Here is a 19473-nt window from a genome sequence, read left to right on the forward strand (position 1 = left end):
CGTTTTCATATAAGGCATCTGTCTAACGAGGCCTGCCGAGCCGCGCCGCGACCGGCCGCAGCGGCAGCGCGTCGAAGGGCGCGATTCCCAGACCGATGGCCGCGGCCTCCTGCTTGAGCCGGTCGAGCACCATCGGCAGGCGATCGGGTCCCAGGCGGTCGGCGGTGGTGTCGATCGCCAGCGACGCCACGGCGCGGCCGCCCCGGTCCACGATCGGCACCGCGACGGCGGCCGCTCCCGCGCGGCTTCGGTGGCCGTGGCCGTGGCCGCGGCGCTCGGCGTGGCCGGCCTGCCGGGCGCGGTCGATGTCGGCGCGCAGTTCGGCGGTGTCGTCCGTCGCGGCGTCGTGCGCGGCCGCCGACCGGGCGCGCAGCAGCTGTTCGCGTTCGGCCTCCGGCAGGAACGCCAGGATCGCCAGCGGGGCCGCGTCCCGGCCGAGCGCGATGCGCAGACCCGGTTGCGCGGCCGCGTCGGGCGCGGGCGTGGCCGCCATGCCTTCGCTGCGGTCGACGCACACCGCGTCGCCCTCGCTGCGCGCGAACAGCACCACGCTCTCGCCCAGTCCCGCGCTCAGGCGCCGCAGCGCGGGCCGGCACAGCAGGCGCAGCTCGCCGGGGTGGCTCGCCTGCAGGGCGAGGGCGAAGAAGTCGGCCCCCAGCCGGTAGAGCCGGCGGCCCGCGTCCTGTTCGACCAGGCCCTCGGCGGCGAGCGACTGCAGCAGGCGGTGCGTGGTCGCCTGGGTCAGGCCCGCCGAGCGGGCGATCCGGATGAGGCCGCCGCCCCCGGCCGGCAGCAGGGACAGCTCGCGGACGACGCAGAACAGGCGGGCGATGCCGGCCTTGGGGGCACCGAGGTCTCGCATGGGGACCCTCCTTCGGGAAGGACTACGCCGGATTCTGCGCGTCCCCGTGGCCCGTGTCCGCACGCGACGGGCGGGTTCGCCACGGGTTTTCCCGGGCGATGACCCCGTGACATGGGGGCCATTCGCGCGAAATTGTTGCATCCAGCGCGGCGATCCGGGCGTACTCGACGATGTCGCCCGTGAAAGAACCGAATCCAACAAAGACGAGCGGCCTTCCATCCACTTCTATCCGGATTCGCACCATGACCCGATTCGACAAGCTCCGTCCCCTGGCCCTCGTCGCCGCGGCCGCCCTCGCGGCCTGCGGCGGCGGCGGCGACGACAACGACAGCCACAACGGCGCGGGCACCGCGCCCGGCGGCACGGTGGTGGTGGGCGACACCGTCGCCGTCACCGCCGGCGGCCGGGTGATCTCCTTCAACCGCGCGACGCCGGCGACGCTCGCGAGCAGCCTGCCCCTGACCGGCCTGCAGTTCGGCGAGACGCTCGTCGGCATCGACGTGCGGCCGGCCGACGGCCTCATCTACGCAGTGGCCACGACCGGACGCATCTTCTCGCTCGACGCCGCCACCGGCGCGCTCACGCCCCGCGCCACGCTGTCGACGGCGCTCGCGGGCACGCAGTTCGGCGTCGACTTCAATCCCGTGGCCGACCGGCTGCGGGTGGTCAGCGACACCGGCCAGAACCTGCGCATCGACGTCGCCACCGGAACGACGGTCGTCGACGGCGCCATCAACGGTGCGGCCGCCAGCGTCACCGCGTCGGCCTACACCAACTCGTTCGCCGGCACCACGAGCACGCAGCTCTACGACCTCGCCGCCACCGGCACGCTCTACCTGCAGGACCCGCCGAACAACGGCACGCTGGCCAACCCGGTGCCGCTGAACGTCGCGTTCTCGACCAGCAACGGCTTCGACATCGACCCGCGCACCAACGTCGGCTACGCGGCGCTGGGCGTGGGCGGCGTGACGCAGCTCTACACCGTGCCGCTCGCCGGCACGGCCGGTGCCCGCCTGGTGGGGCGCATCGGCAGCGGCGAGGCGCTCGTGGGACTGACGCTGGTGCCCCCGGCCGCGCCGCGTGCCTACGTGCTCGACGAGTCGTCGCGCCTGGCGAGCTTCGCGCCGGCCACGCCCAACACGCTGTCGACGCCGGTCGCCATCGGCGGCCTGCAGCCCAACGAGTCGGTGCTGGGCGTGGACTTCCGGCCCGCCAACGGCCGCCTCTACGCGCTGACCAGCACGGCGCGCCTGCTCACCGTCGACCCCGACACCGGCACCGCCACCCCCGTGAGCACGCTGGTCGCCGATGCCGCCGACACCACGCTGCCCTACGCCGGCCTCGCCGGCACGCGCTTCACGGTCGACTTCAACCCGGTGGCCGACCGCCTGCGGGTGATCAGCGAGACCGGCCAGAACCTGCGCATCAACGTCGACACCGGCGCCACGACCACCGACGGCGCGATCAACCGCGCCGCCGGCGCCGCCTCCGTGATCGCCGGGGCCTACACCAACAGCTTCGCCGGCGGCAGCGCCACCGACCTGTACGACATCGACGGCAACGCCAACGTGCTGGCGCGCCAGACGCCGCCCAACGACGGCACGCTGGTCAACGTCGGCGCCCTGGGCGTGGCCCTCAACGGCCGCGCGGCGATCGACATCGCCGGTGGCGCCAACGGCCTGGTGCTGGCGGCGCTGCGCGGCGGCGCGACGGGGCCGTTCAGCCTCTACAACGTGTCGCTGGCCACCGGCGCGGCCACGCTGCCGACCGCCGCGTCGGGCAACGCCGCGCTGGCGCAGATCGGCGGCGCCGGCGGACCGGCGGTGCGCGACATCGCGATCCGGTACTGAGCGGCGACCGGCCGGGCGGGGCGGCCGGTGGGGCGTCGCGCGGGTGGAAGCGCGCGGAGGAAGGCGCTGGTATCGTGCGGTCCGCCCGGCGCCGCCGCCGGAGCGCACACCCCGAGACACCCACCGAGACTGGCGCCCCCTCATGAAGCTCTCCATCCTGGCGCTCGCCGCCGCCCTGTCGATCGCCCTCGCTCCGCTCCAGGCCGGTGCGCAAGCCGGTGCCCAGATCGGCGCCCAGGCGCGGCCGAAGCACGACGACTTCTTCTGGCTCGGCGAGATCAACAAGGCCAGCGCCGTCATCAACACCGACGACGGCCTGCTCGACCGCGCGCTGGCGCCCCTGGTGCATCGCGGCATCGCCAAGGTGCTGGCCGACGGCGACCGGCCCGGCGGCAAGCGCCCGACGCTGGTCATCACCTTCGAGCCGCTGCTCATCGAGGCCGCCGGGCCGCAGATCACCCTGTTGCACGCCGGCCGCTCCAGCCAGGACATGCTCTCGACCGTGCGCGCGGCGATCCTGCGCGACGAGATGCTCGACTTGGCCGACGCGCTCAACCGGACCACCGCCACGCTGGTGCGCCTGGCCGGCAAGCACCGCGACACCGTCGTGCCCAACTACACCAACGGCGTCGCCGCCCAGCCCAACAGCTACGGCCACTACCTGCTGGGCTTCGCCGCCGGGCTCGACCGCGACGCCCAGCGCATCCGCGAGGCCTACGCCCGCATCGACCGCTCGCCCATGGGCACCACCGTGCTCAACGGCACCAGCTGGCCGCTCGACCGCGCGCGCATGGCCGGCTACCTCGGCTTCGCCGCCACGGTCGACAACGCCTACGACGCGGCGCAGATCTCGGCCGTCGACGCGCCGGTCGAGGCCGGCGCCATCGTGACGGCGGTGGCGCTGCACGCGGGCGCCTTCATGGAGGACGTGATGACGCAGTACGCCCAGGCCCGGCCGTGGATCCTGCTGGCCGAGGGCGGCGGCAACACCTACGTCTCCAGCGCGATGCCGCAGAAGCGCAATCCCGGCCTGCTCAACGCCACCCGGCGCGACGCCTCCACCGCGCTGACACTGGCGATGGGCGCGGCGATCCAGGCCCACAACATCCCGCCGGGCATGAGCGATCCGAAGGATGTGCGCGCCAACACCGCGATGGTGCGCAGCGCCGTCGGCGTGCTGGACAACTGGACCCGCATCCTCGACGCGCTGGTCATCGACCCGCAGCGCGCGCTGGAGGAACTCAACGGCGACTGGACCGCCTCGCAGGAACTCGCCGACGTGCTCATGCGCACCCACAAGCTGCCGTTCCGCGTCGGCCATCATTTCGCTTCCGAGGTGGTCGAGTACGCCAAGGCCAAGGACATCCGGCCGCTGGCCTTCCCGTACGCGGAGGCGCAGCGCATCTACGCCGAGACCGTCAAGGGCTCCGACTTCGACCCCGTGCTGCCGATGTCCGAGGCCGAGTTCCGCGCCACGCTCGACCCCGTCGCCATCGTCAAGAACCGCCGCACCGCCGGCGGGCCGCAGCCGCGCGAGATGGACCGCATGCTGGCCGAATCGACCCGGCGCGTCGCGCTGCAGGACGCCTGGATCCAGGAGCGCCGCACGCGCATCGCGGCGTCGCTCGCGCGGCTGGACGCGGACTTCGGCAAGCTCGCCACCCCTTCTCCACGCTGAACCCAGGACCCCGCGTCGATGCTCTCCATCCATGCCGACACCTCCCACGTCATCCAGCTGGCCGTCGGGCCGGCCTTCATGCTCGCCGCGATCGGCGGCACGCTCACGGTGCTCACCAACCGGCTGGCGCGCGTCAACGACCGCACCCTGAAGCGCCGCGAGGAGCGCGAGCACGCCGAGGCCGACGCCGGCAAGTGCGCCGCCATCGACGAGGAGCTCGCCACGCTCAACCGCCGCGCCAAGGTCATCAACGCCGCCGTGTCCGCCGGCGCGGGCTGCGCCATCCTGGTGTGCGTGCTGATCGGCTCGCTGTTCGTGGGCAACGAGCTGGAGTTCGCCTTCGACCGGCCGGTCGCGGTGCTGTTCATCCTGGCGATGCTGGGACTGGTGGGCACCTACCTGCTGCTGCTGGTGGAGATCTTCATCGCGCAGCGCAGCATCAATCCGACCTGAACGCCGCCGTCGCCCCGACCGGAACAGGGGTCGCCGCCGACCGGCCGGCGCCACGCGGTCGGCGGATGCGGCATTGCGTCACGGATGCGGCGTCCGCCGCGCATCCGATCGCCTCCGGCGCGCGTCTGTAGCGGATGACGCTCCGACTCCTCCATCGCCTCGCCGCTCAGGTGCCGCCCATCGCCATCACCGGCATCGACGAGGTCGAGGCCGTCCACGTCCTGATGCTGGCCGGCCATCTGGATGTCACCCTGGAACCTCCGACCTGCCGGCACGCCGGTGCCCGGTCGAGCGCCGCCACCGTCCACGGCGTGACGCGCCTGGGCCGCTGGGTGCTCCAGCAATTCCCGCCGCCGGAACGCGGCTGATCCGGGCCGGTCGGGCACGGCCCGTGCCGGGAACCGGACGGATTCCAGGTATTTTTAAGCGCTTAGAACGAAAGAGTTCGGCTGTTCGGAATCACAGGTCGGACGGTTGAAGTCGATAGTCCACATTTCCGGCATTCCGGCGAGGCACGGCCGAACGGTCGGCGGCGACAGGCAGATATATTGGTCCTGGCGTTCCCGATCGAGGAACGGCATCACCCGATCGGTCCGAGTCGCGTCGGAGCGGTGCGAACCGTGTGGAAGGACGCAGGCATGAACATTCGGCAGGGACATCGCTCCGGGCGGCGGCCGGCGATCGCCCGCCGGGTCCGTCTCGCCGTCCTCGCGGCCCTCGCGCTGCCGCCGGTCCTGGCCGCCTGCGGCGACGTCCGGGCGCAGGCGCCCGCGCCCGCGCCGCTCAAGCTGCGCGTCGTCGGCGGCATCGCGGGCGTGAACCAGTTCGTCCTGCACGAGGAGCCCTTCTGGACCCGCGAGCTCGCCCGGCGCAGCGGCGGGCGCTACGGCGCCGACATCGTGCCCTTCGACCGCGCCGGCGTGCCCGGCCACGACATGCTGACCCTGATGCGCCTGGGCGTGGTGCCCTTCGGCACGGTGCTGCTCGGGCAGGTGGTCGCCCGGCATCCCGAGCTCGGCGCGCCGGACCTGGCCGGCCTGAGTCCCGACGTCGGCACGCTGCGCCGCGCGGTCGCCGCGTTCCGTCCGCAGCTGGCGCAGTCGCTGCGCGACGATCACGCGCTGGAGCTGCTGGCCGTCTACATCTATCCGGCGCAGGTGTTCTTCTGCACCGACACGATCACGTCCCTGAAGGAGCTGGCGGGCCGCCGGATCCGCGTCTCCTCGCCGACGCAGGCGGACTTCGTCGCCGCCCTGGACGCGATCCCGGTGTCGACCGCGTTCACGGAGATCGTGCCGGCCATGCGCTCGGGCCGCGTCCAGTGCGCCGTCACCGGGGCGGTGTCCGGGCGCGCCATCGGCCTGGACGAGATCGCCCGGACCGTCTACGCGATGCCCGTGAGCTGGGGCATCGCGCTGTTCGCGGCCAACCGCGACGCCTGGCAGGCGCTGCCGGACGACCTGCGCCGGCTGCTGCGCGAGGAGCTGCCCCGGCTGGAGGCGGCCATCTGGGACGAGTCCGAGCGCGAGACCGGCCGCCCGCCGACCTGCGGCGTCGGTCCCGACTGCCGCTCCGGGGCGTCGTCGGCATCGCCGCTGGTGGTGTGGCCCTCGGAGGCGGAGCAGCGGAAGCGTCGCGAGCTGTTCGAGCGCGAGATCCTGCCGCGCTGGGTGCAGCGCTGCGGCGCCGAGTGCGCCCGGCTGTGGAACCGCACCCTCGCGTCGACGCTGGGCGTCAAGTCGCCGGTCGCCCCGTGAAGGATCGGGCGTCGCGCCGGCCCGCGGCCATCGTCTACGGCATCGCCGCGTGCATCGCCGTGGCGATCGGCGCGAGCGCCGTGTTCTTCGGCTGGCGCCTGCACGATCGCGTCCTGTCGAACGCCCAGAGCCAGGCCGAACGCTTCGTCAGCGGTGCCCAGGCGGCCCTCAACCGCAACGTGCTGGGCGTCGACGTGCTCCTGGCCGGCCTGGGCGAGACGGCACCGGAGGCCGGCGCGCCACCGCGTTCCGCCGAGGCCCCGCGCGTCCCGCGTTCGATGGCGGCGGCGGTGCGCCAGAACCTGCTGGTGCGCCACCTCGGGCTGTTCTCCGCCTCGGGCGCGGTGCTGGCGGCGTCCGATCCGCGCGGGGGGCCGGGGTCGTCCGGGCTGCCGGAGGGCTTCCTGCGCCGGGTGCTGGCCGAGCCCATCTCGACGCTGGTCGTCAGCGATCCGGTCGTCAACCCGTCGACTTCGCAGCGGGTGCTCTACTTCGGCCGCTTCCTGCCCTCGGCTCGGGGCGGGCGCGTCGCGGCCGTCGCCGAGGTGGAGGTCGCGCAGCTGGCCGCGATCCTGGTCCAGGGGGCCGACATCCCGGGGCTGGAGGTCGCGCTGGAGCGCGAGGGCGCCATCCTGGTGGCGAACATGCCCGAGCACCTGCCGCCGGCCCGACACGACGCGACGACGGCGCCGAGCAGCCTGGAGGCGCTGGCCGCGCGCGACGGCGGCGCCGCGTCCGCGCCGGCGCCGGTGCCGGCGCGCCTGAGCGGCCTGCCGGCGATGGTGGCGGCGCGTCACACCCTGCACCGCGACGTCGTCGTCACGGCGAGCATCCCGCTGGACTTCGCGCTGGCCGACTGGCGCCGCGAGCGCGACGTCATCGCGGCGCTGGCCCTGGCCTTCATCGCCCTGACGCTGGCGGTGGCCGCCTTCACGCACCTGCGCCTGCGCCGCCAGTGGCAGGCCAACCTGCGGCTGCGGCGCTCGACCGCGACGCTCGACCAGGCGCTGGGCGCGATGGACGTGGGCTTCGTCCTGCTCGACGCCGACGACCGGCTGCTGGTGTGGAACCGCCGCTTCCTGGAGATGTTTCCCTGGGCGCAGGGCCTGACCGGCCTGCACCGTCCGTTCCAGCCGATCCTGGAGCTGACGGCGATCTATCGCAGCGACCCCGCGCGCGCGTCCGGCGCCGACGGGCCGCTCGCGCGCGCCGTGCCCGCCGACGCCCGGACGCTGGAGCGGGAGCTGCGGCTGCCGGGCGACCGCGTGATCCGCTCGACCCAGAACCGCACGCCCGACGGCGGCCTGGTCTGCATCTACCAGGACATCACCGAGCGGCGTCGGCACACGGCCGAGATCGTCGAGGGCAAGGCGCAGCTGCAGGCCACGCTCGACGCGCTGCCCGACACCCTGCTGGAGATCGATCCCGGGGGCGGCTGCCGCCGTTTCCACGCGCCGGCGACGACGCGGCCGGTCGTCGCCCTGGCGCAGCCCGTGGGCCGGTCGATCGACGAGCTGTTCGCGCCGGAGGCGGCGGCGCAGGTCGCGGCGGCGCTGGCCGAGGCCGAGGCCGAGGGGTCGTCGCGCGGCCGGCGCCTCACGCTGGCGCACGACGGCGAGGCGGCGTTCTTCGAGATCTCGGTGTCGCGCAAACCCGCCGGCGGCGACGGCTGGCCGGGGTTCATCGTCATCCTGCGCGACACGACGCAGGCCGAGCAGGCGCGCCACCGCATCGAGCAGCTGGCCTTCTACGACGCGCTGACCGGCCTGCCCAACCGGCGGCTGCTGCTCGAGCGCATGGCGCGCGCGGTCGAGCACGACCACGACCGCCACGGCGCGCTGCTGTTCCTGGACCTCGACCACTTCAAGCTACTCAACGACGCCATGGGCCATGCGATGGGCGACGACCTGCTCAAGCAGGTGGCCGGCCGCGTGCGCGCCTGCGTCGGCGAGCACGACACCGTGGCCCGCCTGGGCGGCGACGAGTTCGTGGTGATGCTGCAGCGGCTGGACGCCGACGCCGCCGGGGCGCAGCGCCAGGCGCGCGCCGTCGGCGACGCGATCCTGGCCTCGCTCGACGGGCCCTACGCGCTGATGGGGCGGGTCGCGCACCGCGGCACCTGCAGCATCGGCGTGGTGCTCTTCGACGATCGCGAGCGCTCGCTCGAGGACCTCCTCAAGCGCGCCGACATCGCGATGTACTACGCCAAGACCTCGGGCGGCAACGCCCTGCGCTTCTTCGAGCCGGCGATGGAGGTGGCCATCGCCCGGCGCTCGGCGCTGGAGGGCGAGTTGCGCGAAGCGCTGGAGGCCGGCCAGTTCGAGCTGCACTACCAGAGCCAGGTCACGCACGCGGGCGCGATCGTCGGCGCCGAGGCCCTGGTGCGCTGGCGGCATCCGCGCCACGGCATGGTGCCGCCGGGCGAGTTCATCGGGGTGGCCGAGGAGACCGGCCTGATCGTGCCGCTGGGCACCTGGGTGCTGGCCGCGGCGTGCCGCCAGCTGACGGCCTGGAGCCGGCTGCCGCGGCGCCGCCACCTGCACCTGGCGGTCAACGTCAGCGAGCGGCAGTTCCGGCGCGACGACTTCGTGGCGCAGGTGCGGCAGGTGCTCGCGGAGACCGGCGCCGACCCGCGGCGGCTCAAGCTCGAACTCACCGAGAGCCTGCTGCAGAGCCAGGTCGAGCAGACCATCGGCAAGATGAAGACGCTGCGCGCGCTGGGCATCCGCTTCTCGATGGACGACTTCGGCACCGGCTACTCGTCGCTCTCCTACCTGACCCAGCTGCCGCTGGACCAGGTGAAGATCGACAAGTTCTTCGTCGGCGGCATCGGCTGCGATCCGAAGGTCGAGCTCCTCGTGCAGACCATCATCGGCATGGCGCGCAACCTCGACGTCGAGCCGATCGCCGAGGGCGTGGAGACGCTCGAACAGCAGCGCTTCCTGGAACGCAACGGCTGCCTGCTCTGCCAGGGCTATCTGTTCAGCAAGCCGCTGCCGCTGGCCGGCTTCGAGGCGATGCTCGACGCGCCGCGCGACGTCGGCGAGGCCGCTGCGGCCTGAAAACGACGTCGACGCCGAAGCCGGGGGCCGTCCGAGGGATTACGCGCACGCGCGTTGTGCCTCCGACGGGCTTCAGTTATTTTCCGGGGTCCGACCGATCCCGGTCTGCATTCCACTGGAGACATTCCCCCATGCCCGCACACGACGATTCCTCTCCGCTCTCCAGACGCCAGCTGATGGGCCTGGGCCTCGCTGCAGCCGCCGGGACCGCCGCCGCGCCGCTGGCCTGGGCGCAGGCCGCCTGGCCGACCCGCGCGGTCACGCTGGTGGTGGGCTACCCGCCCGGCGGCCAGACCGACTTCGCCGGCCGCATGGTCACCGCCGGCATGCAGACCGTGCTCGGCCAGGGCGTGGTGATCGACAACAAGGCCGGTGCCGGCGGCAACATCGGCACCGACTACGTCATGAAGGCCGCGCCCGACGGCTACCGCCTGCTGGTGGGCAACGGCAACATCACGCTCAACCCGCACACCTACCGCAACACGGCCATGGCCGACCCGCTCAAGCTGACGCCGATCGGCCTGCTGCTGCAGTCCTCGCTGGTGCTGGCGATCCCCAACACCGTGCCGGCGAAGAACTTCAAGGAGTTCGTCGAGTGGGTCAAGAGCAACAAGGACGGCATCGACTACGCCTCCGCCGGCCCGGGCAGCCTGACGCACGCCAGCATGGAACTGTTCCGCGAGCGCATCGGCAAGCCGAAGATGAACCACGTGCCGTACAAGGGCAGCAGCCCGGCCACGATCGACCTGATCGCCGGCCGCGTGAGCGCGATGTTCGACGCCGCCTCGGTCATGGCGCCGTTCATCACGTCGGGCAAGCTGCGCCCGCTGATCGTCACCGGCGCCAAGCGCGTGCCGGCCTTCCCCGACGTGCCCACGGCCGCCGAGGTCGGGCTGAAGAACTTCGAGCTGATCTCCTTCGTCGGCCTCTACGGCCCGCCGGGCCTGCCGGCGGACATCGTGAAGAAGGCCAACACCGCCATGAACACGGCGCTCAAGGACCCGACGATCCAGAAGGGCATCGTCGATCGCGGCGACGAGCCCGGCGGCGGCACGCCCGAGCAGCTGGCCAAGCTGACGCAGGACTACTACAAGCTCTGGGGCGAGGTGGTCAAGGCGAACGACATCCGCGCCGAATGACCTCGCGCCCCGCGGGGCGCGCGGACGACGGCGGACGGTCGTGGGCCGCCCTCGGGCGCGGATTCGCCGCGCGCCTGGCGCCGGTGCGCGCGCCGGTCGACGCGCGCGAACGCTGGCGCGCCTGCGTCGGCGCGGGCATCGGCATCCTCGTCACGGCACTGGTCGCGCGCTGGTTCACCGGCGCCGTCCATGCCGGATCGCCGTGGCTGGCGGCGCCGCTGGGCGCCAGCGCGGTGCTGGTGTTCGCGGTGCCGGGCAGTCCGCTGGCGCAGCCGTGGGCGGTGGTGGGCGGTAACGTCGGCTCGGCGCTGGTCGGTGCGGCCTGCGCGCGCCTCGTCGGCGATCCGGCGCTGGCCGGCGCGACGGCGGTGCTGTTGGCGATCGCCCTGATGTTCGCGCTGCGCTGCCTGCATCCGCCCGGCGGCGCGACGGCCCTGCTGGCCGCGACCGCCCCGGCGGGCTTCGGCTTCGCGGTGTTCCCGATGCTGCTGGACTCGCTGCTGCTGGTGCTCGCGGGCATGCTCTACAACGAGTTGACCGGCCGGCGCTATCCGCACGCGCCGGCGCCCGCCGCGTCGGGCGCCGCGGCCGCGTCGGCCGGGCGCTTCTCGACGGCCGACCTCGACGCCGCGCTGGCGCACTACAACCAGGTGCTCGACGTCGGCCGGGGCGACCTGGAGCGCCTGCTGCACTTCGCCGAGGCGGCCGCGTACGAGCGCAACTTCGGCCACCTGACCTGCGCCGACGTCATGTCGAGCGAGCCGCACGCGGTGCAGTTTGGCACCGGGCTCGACGAGGCCTGGGCGCTGATGCGCCGGCACCGCGTCAAGGCGCTGCCGGTGATCGACCGCACGCGGCGCGTGGTGGGCATCCTGACGGTGTCGGACTTCATGCGCCACGTCGACCTGGACGCGCGCGAAGGCATCGGCGAGCGCTTGCGCGCGTTCGTGCGACGCGACGGCGCGGTGCATTCGAGCAAGCCCGAGGCGGTCGGGCAGATCATGACGCGGCAGGTGCGCGTGGCCAGCGCGTCGCGGCCGGTGGCCGAGCTGGTGCCGCTGTTCTCGGAGGACGGCCACCACCACATCCCGGTGATCGACGCGCAGCAGCGCCTGGTGGGCATCCTCACGCAGTCGGACCTGGTGCGCGCGCTGCACCGCTTCACGCGCGCGGCGGCCTGATCCGACGCCGCCTGCGGCGGCGTTGCGTCGCCGCCGTCACGGCGCCGGCCGGACGCCTACAGGCGGAATGCGGATCGGCTCACGGACCGCCGCCGGAGCGCGCGCGAGGCTCGTCGCACGGTCCCGACCTCCGGGACGCTCGCCCTCTGCGCCCCCGGCGTTCGAAAGAAGACAACCATGACCCCATCGCATCCCAGGCTGGCATCGCTCCTGATCGCCGCCGCCCTCGCCGGGGGCTTCGCCGGCACCGTCACGACGGCCGTCCACGCCCAGACCCTCGAAGCCAAGTCGCTGTCCGAGGACGACCGCGAGTTCATGCTCAAGGCGGCCGGTGGCGGCCTGTTCGAGATCGAGGCTTCCAAGATGGCCGCCAAGAAGTCCCAGAACGCCGAGATCAAGCGCTACGCCGCCATGCTGGTGAAGGACCACACGGCCGCCAGCGAGGAACTCAAGGCCATCGCCCAGTCCCTGCCGCTGCGCCTGCCGCGCAACATGCCCGACGGCGAGAAGGCCGAGCTCAACAAGATGTCGAAGATGAACGCCGCCGAGTTCGACGAGAACTACATGAAGGTCGTCGCCTTCGACCACCACGAGACCGACATCAAGATGTACGAGGAGCGCGCCGAGAAGGCCGAGCAACCCAAGGTTAAGGCCTTCGCCGCCAAGACCCTGCCCAAGCTGAAGGCGCACATGGCGGCGGCCGAGAAGATCGGCCGCGGCAGCGCGCAGGCGGCCGGCGCCAAGTGATCCTCGCCGCCATCCGTTCCATCAGTCTCCTCCGTAGTTCTCCCATGCGATCCACTTTCTCCCTCGCCGCACTGAGCGCGGCCGTCTTGCTCTCCGCCTGCGCCCAGACGCCCACCGGGCCCGGTGCCATGCTGACGACCACGGTCGCGCCGACCTCTGCGACCGGCGCCCGGCTGCAGACCGTGGCCCGCTTCGACCACCAGGTCACCGGCGTCACGGTCTCGCGCGACGGCCGCGTCTTCGTGAACTTCCCGCGCTGGACCGAGGACTCGCCGGTCTCCGTGGCCGAAGTGTTGAAGGACGGCTCGACCCGCGCCTTCCCCGACGAGCGCTGGAACGCCTGGCGCAACGCGCGCAAGGACGAGCTGAACGCGCGCGAGCACTGGGTCTGCGTGCAGAGCGTGGTGGCCGACCGCCAGGGCAACGTCTGGGTGCTCGACGCCGCCGCGCCGGGGCAGGGGTCGCTGGTGCCGATGGGGCCGAAGCTGGTCAAGATCGACCTGGCGACGAACCGCGCCGTGCTCACCGTGCCCTTCGACGAGACCATCGCGCCGCAGGGCAGCTACCTCAACGACGTGCGCTTCAGCCCCGACGGCCGCCATGCCTACATCACCGACTCGGGCGCCAAGGGCGCGCTGGTGGTGGTCGATCTCACGACCGGCCGCTCGCGCCGCCTGCTCGACGGCGATCCGCGCACGCAGCCGGAAAAGGACGTGCTGGTCAAGGCCGACGGCCAGGTGCTGCGCCGCACCGACGGCCGCGCGGTCGAGTTCGCGGCCGACGGCATCGCGCTGTCGCCCGACGGCGCCACACTCTACTGGCAGGCCATCAAGGGCAGGACGCTCTACGGCGTGCCGACCACGGCGCTGACCGACCCTGCCCTGGCGCCGGCCCAGCTGTCGGCGCGCGTCGTGCGCGTGGGCGACAACGGCCCGGCCGACGGCCTGCTGATCGGCCGCGACGGCCGGATGTACGTGACGGCGCCGGAGGACGATGCCGTGAAGGTGCGCGACACCGTGACGGCGCCGCTGCGCGTGCTGGTCAGGGACGCCCGTCTGCGCTGGCCCGACACGATGGCCGAAGGTCCGGACGGCGCGGTCTACGTCACGAGTTCGCGCATCCAGGACATGAACTGGTACAAGCCGGCCAGTCCGGCGGCCCTGCCGACGACGCTGTTCCGCATCGAGGGGCGCTGAGCCGCCGGAGGAGCGGAAGCGGCAGGCTCAGACCAGGCTGCCCAGCACGCTCCGGCGCATCAGGTCGACGGCGTGGCAGGTCGCCTCGCCGCCCGTGTCGAGATAGCTGCGGCATTCCAGCGCCGGCAGCGGACGGCTGAAGTAGTAACCCTGCAGTTCGTCGCAGCCGTTGTCCTGGAGGTAGGCCATCTGCTCGACGGTCTCGACGCCCTCGGCGATCACGGTCAGGTCGAGGTCGTGGGCCAGCGAGATGATCGCCAGCACGATGGAGGCGCTCTCGCCGTCGGCGGCAATGTCGCGCACGAAGGAGCGGTCGATCTTGAGTTCGTCGACCGGGAAGCGCTTGAGGTAGGACAGGCCCGAATAGCCGGTGCCGAAGTCGTCGATCGACAGCTTCACGCCCAGCGCCTTGAGCTGGCCGAGCTTGAGGATCGAGGCTTCGACATCGGCCATGAGCAGGTTCTCGGTCAGTTCGAGCGTGAGCCAGCGGGCCTCCAGCCCGCTCTCGGCCAGGACGCGGGCCACGTACTCGACGAAATCGGCCTGCGCGAACTGCCGCGGCGACAGGTTGACTGCCAGGCGGAGCTCCGGGAACCCCGTCTCGTGCCAGGCCTTGCACTGCAGGCAGGCGGTGCGCAGCACCCAGGCGCCGATGGGCACGATCAGCCCGGTCTCCTCGGCCAGCGGGATGAAGCGGTCGGGCATCACGATGCCCAGCGTGGGATGGCGCCAGCGCAGCAGCGCCTCCACGCCCAGGACCTGCTCGCCGTCGCCCGAGAGCTGCGGCTGGAAGTGCAGGAACAGTTCGTTGTGCTCGAGCGCCGTGCGCAGGGCGGCCTCGATGTGGACCCGGTCGTGCAGCGCCGCCTGCATGGCGGGGGTGAAGAACTGCCAGTTGTTGCGGCCCTGCTGCTTGGCGCAGTACATCGCGATGTCGGACTTCTCGACCAGGTCCTCCAGCACGCTGCTGTCCTGGGGGAAGCGGGCCACGCCGAGGCTGCAGGTCAGGGAGAGCCGGCGCCCGGCGATGTCGTTCGGGCGCACCAGTCGTGCCATCAGCTCGTCCAGGAAGCGCGCGAGGTCGACGTCGTTGCGGCGATCGGGCAGCACCAGCACGAACTCGTCGCCGCCGAGCCGGGCCACCGTGTCCGCGGGCGTCGTGGCGGCACGCAGCGTGTCGGCGACCTGCTTGAGCACCAGGTCGCCCACGCCGTGGCCGAGGCTGTCGTTGATGAACTTGAAGCGGTCGAGGTCGATGAACACGACCGCGACCGAGTGCGAATGCCGCCTTGCCTCGGCGACCTCGGCGGCCAGGCGCTCGCGCAGCAGCGTGCGGTTGGGCAGGCCCGTCAACGCGTCGTGGGTCGCCTGATCGAGCAGCTGCCGTTCCAGGCGCCGGCGCTGGGAGATGTCGCGCGCGACCATCTGCACGGCCGCCCGGCCCCGATGGTGGAAGGCGATGCGCGTGACGGCCACGTCCACGATCCGGCCGTCGGCGGCGAGCACCGTCTCCTCGCCGTGGACGGCCGGCTCGCCGCCCGCGAGGGCCGCCAGCGCCGCCAGGGCCTGGGGTCGGCACTGCGGGGCGGCCAGCGATGCCAGGTCGCGGTCGGCCGGCCAGGCCGCCTCGTCGCCGCAGCCGACGAACAGGCGGCACGCCGCGGGGTTGGCGTAGACGATCCGGCCGTCCGACTCGATCAGGATGGCGTCGGGCGTCAGCTGCACCAGCAGGCGGTAGCGCTCCTCGCTCTCGCGCAGGGCCGCCACGGCCCGCTCGCGCTGCTGGGCTTCCTCGTAGAGCGCCAGGCTCTTGGCCTCGAGCAGCTGCTCGGCCTGGCGGCGGGCGTTGTCGGCGCGGGCCAGGCGGCGTTCGAGGAGTGCCAGCTCAGGGTTCATGGGCCAGCCTCCGCAGGACGAAGCGCGCGTGCGCGCCGACGTCGCAGGGAAAGTCCTCGCGCGTCACCTCGATGCGCTCCCGGAAATGCGCGATGCAGCCGTCGATCAGGCCGTGGGCCAGGTCGGCGAACGGCCGCTTGGAGCGGTAGACGAACGCCATGACCGACGGGTCGTCGAAGCTGTGGTCGAAGACGGGCAGCTCCGCGTCCGGATAGAGCTTCTTGACCTCGACGTGGATCTTGTTGTCCAGGATGGCGAGGAAGTCGAAGGTGCTGCTGCGGCCGGCGAAGTAGGCCGGGAACATGGCGACGAAGCGTTCCAGGAGGTGCTTGCCGAAGGCGTGCAGCAGGACCGGCAGCGCGATGCCGGTGCGCTCGCTCAGATGCACGACGAGCTGCACCATCTCGCGGTGGTCGTAGGTGCCCACGGAGGTGTAGGCGCCGCCGGTCGACAGATCGGAGGACTCGATGATGTCGTCGGCGATGGCGGGCGAGAAGCTGTTCTCGACCATCTCGATGAATTCCCGGAAGACCACGCCTTTCATATGCCGCCTTGAGAGGCCATTGGGGCCTTGAGTCCACTATCGGCAGCCGACTGGAATACTTGAAAAGAATTCAGCGGGTCGGACGGCTCACGCCGGGCCGGCGCCTGCCTCGACGCCCTGCGGCTGCAGCATCGCGATCGTGTTGCGGCCCGCCGCCTTGGCCGCGTAGAGCCCCCGGTCGGCGCGTTCGAGCAGTCCGGCGCCGTCGGCCGCGCGGTCGCCGGCGAGCCGCGCGGCGACGCCGGCGCTGATCGACACGCGCCCGACCGGATTGCCCTGGTGCGGGATGTCCAGTGCCAGCACGGCCGCGCGGATCGCCTCGGCGACGATCGCGGCGCCGGCGTCGTCGGTCTCGGGCAGCAGCACCACGATCTCCTCGCCGCCGTAGCGCGCGACGAGGTCGCCCGGCCGGCGCACCGCCGACCGCACCGCCGCGGCCACCCGCTGCAGGCAGCGGTCGCCCTCGGGGTGGCCGTAGAGGTCGTTGTAGCGCTTGAAGAAGTCGACGTCGATCATGACGAGCGCGAGGGGGCGGTCGTGGCGCTGCGCCTGCCGGAACGCCAGGTCGAACTGCTGGTCGAAGTGGCGCCGGTTGGACAGGCCGGTCAGGCCGTCGTTGCGCGCCAGCTCGGCCAGCTGCGCGTTGGCCCGCTCCAGCTCGCCGAGCGCCTGCTGCAGGCTCAGCTCGGTGCGCCAGCGCAGGCGCACCAGGGCGATGATGCGGCTGCCCGCCACGCCGATGAGCACGCACAGCGACAGGATCCAGGCGCTCTGGATGATGCTGGAGGTCTTCCAGTCCTGCAGCAGCTCGTCCTCCGCCGGCGCCACCGTCACGATCAGCGGGTGATCGCCCAGGTGCTGGAAGCTCACCAGGCGCCGCACGCCGTCGACCGGCGAGCGCGCCTCGGTCATGCCGACGCGGCTCGCGCGCAGCATGGCGTAGAGCGGCGAGCCGACGATGCTCTTGCCCAGGTCATCCTGCGCGAACGGCAGGCGCGCCATGATCGTGCCGTTGCCCTGGATCAATGCGATCGCGCCGCGGCGCCCGATGTCGAACTCGCTCATCAGCCGCAGCACGTAGTCCAGCCGCACGGTGGCGAGCACGACGCCGGCGAAGCGGCCCTCCGCGTCGTCGATGCGCCGCGACACCGGGATGATCCACACCCGCGTCGAGCGGCTGACGATGGGCGCGCCGACGTGCCACTGCTTGCTCGCGTTGTGGCGGTGATGGATGAAGTAGGCGCGATCGGCGTTGTTGGCGTTCGGACTGACGACGGGCTCGGAATGGGCGATCCAGCGCCCGGCCGCGTCGTAGACGAACAGGCCGTGGATCTGGTCGATCGTGGCCACCTGATTGACCAGCACCGGCTGCAGCCGCTCCAGCACGGCGGGGGTCACGTCGGCGCGCTCGAGTTCGTAGCCCAGGCTGTCGAGCACGTGGCCGACCTCGGAGAACATGGCGTTCATCTGCTGCGAGACGGCGCGCGTCAGGTTGGTGGTGGCGACGGTGGCCTGCCGGAAGTCGGCGACGCGCGCCTTCCAGATCAGCCAGGCGTTCACCGCCACCAGCGCGAGGCAGATCGAGACCACGAACGCGACGGTCGCCCGCAGTGTCCGGTTCTTCTGCGGGCTCGGCAGGTCCGTCACGTCGCCGGGTTCACAGGCCGCGCGAGGGCCGGGTCGCGGGCGGCGGCGTGCGCCACGCCTTGAACAGCTCGTTCGCGCAGGCGCGGAAGTCGTCGCCGGTCTCGGTCGTCAGCTCCTGCACGGTGCGGCCGTCCTGCGTGCGCGTGGCGGCGACCTGCACGTCGATCAGCGCCGTCACGTCCTGCTCCCCGGCGGCGCGGTTGAAGGCCACCGCGAAGCTCCGGTCCTCGACGATCGAGCGGAAGGTGGCCGCGAAGGTGTCGTCCAGGGCGTCGAAGAACAGCGCATGGCCGGGATTGGCCGCGTCCAGGCGCAGCGGCCGGCGCGGCGCCGGTCCCCGGGGCGCCCGGACGAAGGCGTTGTGCGGCGCCACGGGATGGTCCCACGCCAGGCCGTCGTAGAGACCGAGCTTGAGCGAGTAGCCCGGGCCGCCCTGCGGCCAGGCGCGCAGTTCGTAGCGGCCGGCGAGCTTGACCGGGAGGCCCTGGCGGGTGCTGTGGTCGATGGCGACCGCCGCGAACTCCAGCCCGCAGGCCGACAGCCGGCCGTCGATCGTCTCGCGGTGGTGCCTGACGTAGAGCGTGCCGGCCGCGACCGCCGCGGTCGCCGGCCCCGGCGACGCGGGCGTCGAGGCGGCGGCGCTGACCGAGAGGCTCGCCACCAGCAGGAAAGACGTCAGGGATCGATGGATTCGCATGGGGCCGTTCCGCGAACCGGTCGAGGCGTCGACCGCTAGTGGGAGTCTGCACTCGAACGATCGATCAGGCGAGCCGTCATTTCCGACGCCATGCGCAGGCGCTTGAGGTCGCGCTCGGTCAGCGTCTCGTCCGGCGCGAGGCTGAAGCAGCAGAAGGTGCCGTAGACCTCGCCGTTGCCCAGCACCAGCGGCGTGCTCAGGTGCGCGCCGATGCGGAACGGCAGCGGCGGCAGCGCATCGGCATCGGGCAGCCGGGCCACGTCGCGCACCAGCTCGGGCATGCGGCCGTCCACGACGCGCTGGCACAGGCTCATCTCCAGCGGATCGGAGTGGCCCACCTGCAGCAGCGGCCGCGCCGGGTCCTGCTCGACGTGGCGGAAGACCCGGCGGCCGTTCTCGAAGCGGGAGACGAACACCACGTCCATCTGGAGGTGGTCGCGCACCAGCTGGAGCACCTCGCCCACCGAGCGGTGGATGTCGGTGTCGCTGCGCTCGGCCGTCGCGATCGCCAGGCGGGACAGCTGGCGGTCGAAGACCTCCAGGGTCATGAGCGGATCACGGGCCGACATGCTGCAGCTCCGTCGCGTCCCGGGTCGGCATCGACGGCGATGGCATCCGCGTCGCCCCGTTCGTCGGTCGTCTTTTGAACAATTTCATACACATCGCTCATTTTTCGCACAGTCCGGGCGAATTGCAAACTGTTGGTTTGCATTTGTCGTCGGGCCGTGCGGTCCATGCGCAACACCGGCATCGTGTCCTTCCTC

At 72.3% G+C, this 19473-nt stretch carries 17 protein-coding genes; 10 read left to right on the forward strand and 7 right to left on the reverse strand.

Features of this window, described 5'->3' with window-relative positions; all coding sequences use genetic code 11:
• Positions 1-22: 22 nt before the first annotated feature.
• Positions 23-862, reverse strand: a complete 840-nt coding sequence (locus ABID77_RS21690) for an IclR family transcriptional regulator (RefSeq protein WP_429600467.1) — start codon at positions 860-862, stop codon at positions 23-25.
• 242 nt (positions 863-1104) lie between these two features.
• On the opposite strand from ABID77_RS21690, the gene ABID77_RS21695 reads away from it, so the two are divergent.
• The 10 genes from ABID77_RS21695 to ABID77_RS21740 all read left to right on the forward strand — a co-directional run bounded on the left by ABID77_RS21695 (position 1105) and on the right by ABID77_RS21740 (position 13925).
• Positions 1105-2712, forward strand: a complete 1608-nt coding sequence (locus ABID77_RS21695) for a DUF4394 domain-containing protein (RefSeq protein WP_429600469.1) — start codon at positions 1105-1107, stop codon at positions 2710-2712.
• Positions 2713-2854: 142 nt separating this feature from the next.
• Positions 2855-4390, forward strand: coding sequence for a lyase family protein (locus ABID77_RS21700; protein WP_429600470.1), 1536 nt, complete (start codon positions 2855-2857; stop codon positions 4388-4390).
• An 18-nt stretch (positions 4391-4408) separates the two neighbouring features.
• Positions 4409-4843: a DUF2721 domain-containing protein gene (locus ABID77_RS21705; protein WP_429600471.1), complete on the forward strand. Its 435-nt coding sequence runs from the start codon at positions 4409-4411 to the stop codon at positions 4841-4843.
• A gap of 134 nt (positions 4844-4977) precedes the next feature.
• Positions 4978-5211: a hypothetical protein gene (locus ABID77_RS21710; RefSeq protein WP_429600473.1), complete on the forward strand. Its 234-nt coding sequence runs from the start codon at positions 4978-4980 to the stop codon at positions 5209-5211.
• Between the two features lie 270 nt (positions 5212-5481).
• Entirely contained in the window at positions 5482-6600 is a 1119-nt protein-coding gene (locus ABID77_RS21715; RefSeq protein WP_429600475.1) for a TRAP transporter substrate-binding protein, read from the forward strand.
• Positions 6597-9662, forward strand: coding sequence for a bifunctional diguanylate cyclase/phosphodiesterase (locus ABID77_RS21720; protein ID WP_429600477.1), 3066 nt, complete (start codon positions 6597-6599; stop codon positions 9660-9662). Before ABID77_RS21715 ends, ABID77_RS21720 begins: the two co-directional genes overlap by 4 nt.
• A 131-nt stretch (positions 9663-9793) precedes the next feature.
• A complete protein-coding gene (locus ABID77_RS21725; RefSeq protein ID WP_429600478.1) occupies positions 9794-10801 on the forward strand; it encodes a tripartite tricarboxylate transporter substrate binding protein in 1008 nt (335 codons plus the stop codon).
• On the forward strand, positions 10798-11982 hold the full coding sequence (locus ABID77_RS21730) for an HPP family protein (RefSeq protein WP_429600480.1): 1185 nt from the start codon (positions 10798-10800) through the stop codon (positions 11980-11982). Before ABID77_RS21725 ends, ABID77_RS21730 begins: the two co-directional genes overlap by 4 nt.
• Positions 11983-12159: 177 nt before the next feature.
• Positions 12160-12729 (forward strand): DUF4142 domain-containing protein, encoded by a 570-nt coding sequence (locus ABID77_RS21735; protein WP_429600481.1) that lies wholly within the window; start codon positions 12160-12162, stop codon positions 12727-12729.
• A 44-nt stretch (positions 12730-12773) separates the two neighbouring features.
• Positions 12774-13925, forward strand: coding sequence for an L-dopachrome tautomerase-related protein (locus tag ABID77_RS21740; RefSeq protein ID WP_429600482.1), 1152 nt, complete (start codon positions 12774-12776; stop codon positions 13923-13925).
• A gap of 27 nt (positions 13926-13952) precedes the next feature.
• Here ABID77_RS21740 and ABID77_RS21745 read toward each other — a convergent pair whose 3' ends face one another.
• The 6 genes from ABID77_RS21745 to ABID77_RS21770 all read right to left on the reverse strand — a co-directional run bounded on the left by ABID77_RS21745 (position 13953) and on the right by ABID77_RS21770 (position 19460).
• Positions 13953-15821: a putative bifunctional diguanylate cyclase/phosphodiesterase gene (locus ABID77_RS21745; protein ID WP_429600484.1), complete on the reverse strand. Its 1869-nt coding sequence runs from the start codon at positions 15819-15821 to the stop codon at positions 13953-13955.
• The gene (locus tag ABID77_RS21750) at positions 15811-16365 is read right to left on the reverse strand and encodes a heme NO-binding domain-containing protein (protein WP_429600485.1); all 555 of its coding nucleotides are present in this window, start codon (positions 16363-16365) and stop codon (positions 15811-15813) included. Before ABID77_RS21750 ends, ABID77_RS21745 begins: the two co-directional genes overlap by 11 nt.
• Positions 16366-16452: 87 nt before the next feature.
• Complete coding sequence (locus ABID77_RS21755; RefSeq protein WP_429600487.1) at positions 16453-18012, reverse strand: diguanylate cyclase; 1560 nt, start codon at positions 18010-18012, stop codon at positions 16453-16455.
• Between the two features lie 10 nt (positions 18013-18022).
• Entirely contained in the window at positions 18023-18709 is a 687-nt protein-coding gene (locus ABID77_RS21760; protein WP_429600489.1) for a hypothetical protein, read from the reverse strand.
• Positions 18710-18744: 35 nt separating this feature from the next.
• Entirely contained in the window at positions 18745-19278 is a 534-nt protein-coding gene (locus tag ABID77_RS21765) for a GAF domain-containing protein (protein ID WP_429600490.1), read from the reverse strand.
• The gene (locus tag ABID77_RS21770; RefSeq protein WP_429600492.1) at positions 19254-19460 is read right to left on the reverse strand and encodes a hypothetical protein; all 207 of its coding nucleotides are present in this window, start codon (positions 19458-19460) and stop codon (positions 19254-19256) included. Before ABID77_RS21770 ends, ABID77_RS21765 begins: the two co-directional genes overlap by 25 nt.
• Positions 19461-19473: the final 13 nt, after the last annotated feature.

It is taken from the genome of Variovorax sp. PvP013, from assembly GCF_050435945.1.
Taxonomy (GTDB): Bacteria; Pseudomonadota; Gammaproteobacteria; order Burkholderiales; family Burkholderiaceae_C; genus Variovorax.

Coding starts and splice junctions, on each gene's coding strand:
- ABID77_RS21700 (WP_429600470.1), top strand. CDS start 2,855: ATGAAGCTCTCCATCCTGGCGCTCGCCGCCGCCCTGTCGATCGCCCTC.
- ABID77_RS21745 (WP_429600484.1), bottom strand. CDS start 15,821: ATGAACCCTGAGCTGGCACTCCTCGAACGCCGCCTGGCCCGCGCCGAC.
- ABID77_RS21705 (WP_429600471.1), top strand. CDS start 4,409: ATGCTCTCCATCCATGCCGACACCTCCCACGTCATCCAGCTGGCCGTC.
- ABID77_RS21690 (WP_429600467.1), bottom strand. CDS start 862: ATGCGAGACCTCGGTGCCCCCAAGGCCGGCATCGCCCGCCTGTTCTGC.
- ABID77_RS21760 (WP_429600489.1), bottom strand. CDS start 18,709: ATGCGAATCCATCGATCCCTGACGTCTTTCCTGCTGGTGGCGAGCCTC.
- ABID77_RS21735 (WP_429600481.1), top strand. CDS start 12,160: ATGACCCCATCGCATCCCAGGCTGGCATCGCTCCTGATCGCCGCCGCC.
- ABID77_RS21715 (WP_429600475.1), top strand. CDS start 5,482: ATGAACATTCGGCAGGGACATCGCTCCGGGCGGCGGCCGGCGATCGCC.
- ABID77_RS21710 (WP_429600473.1), top strand. CDS start 4,978: ATGACGCTCCGACTCCTCCATCGCCTCGCCGCTCAGGTGCCGCCCATC.
- ABID77_RS21750 (WP_429600485.1), bottom strand. CDS start 16,365: ATGAAAGGCGTGGTCTTCCGGGAATTCATCGAGATGGTCGAGAACAGC.
- ABID77_RS21725 (WP_429600478.1), top strand. CDS start 9,794: ATGCCCGCACACGACGATTCCTCTCCGCTCTCCAGACGCCAGCTGATG.
- ABID77_RS21765 (WP_429600490.1), bottom strand. CDS start 19,278: ATGTCGGCCCGTGATCCGCTCATGACCCTGGAGGTCTTCGACCGCCAG.
- ABID77_RS21740 (WP_429600482.1), top strand. CDS start 12,774: ATGCGATCCACTTTCTCCCTCGCCGCACTGAGCGCGGCCGTCTTGCTC.
- ABID77_RS21695 (WP_429600469.1), top strand. CDS start 1,105: ATGACCCGATTCGACAAGCTCCGTCCCCTGGCCCTCGTCGCCGCGGCC.
- ABID77_RS21730 (WP_429600480.1), top strand. CDS start 10,798: ATGACCTCGCGCCCCGCGGGGCGCGCGGACGACGGCGGACGGTCGTGG.
- ABID77_RS21770 (WP_429600492.1), bottom strand. CDS start 19,460: ATGCCGGTGTTGCGCATGGACCGCACGGCCCGACGACAAATGCAAACC.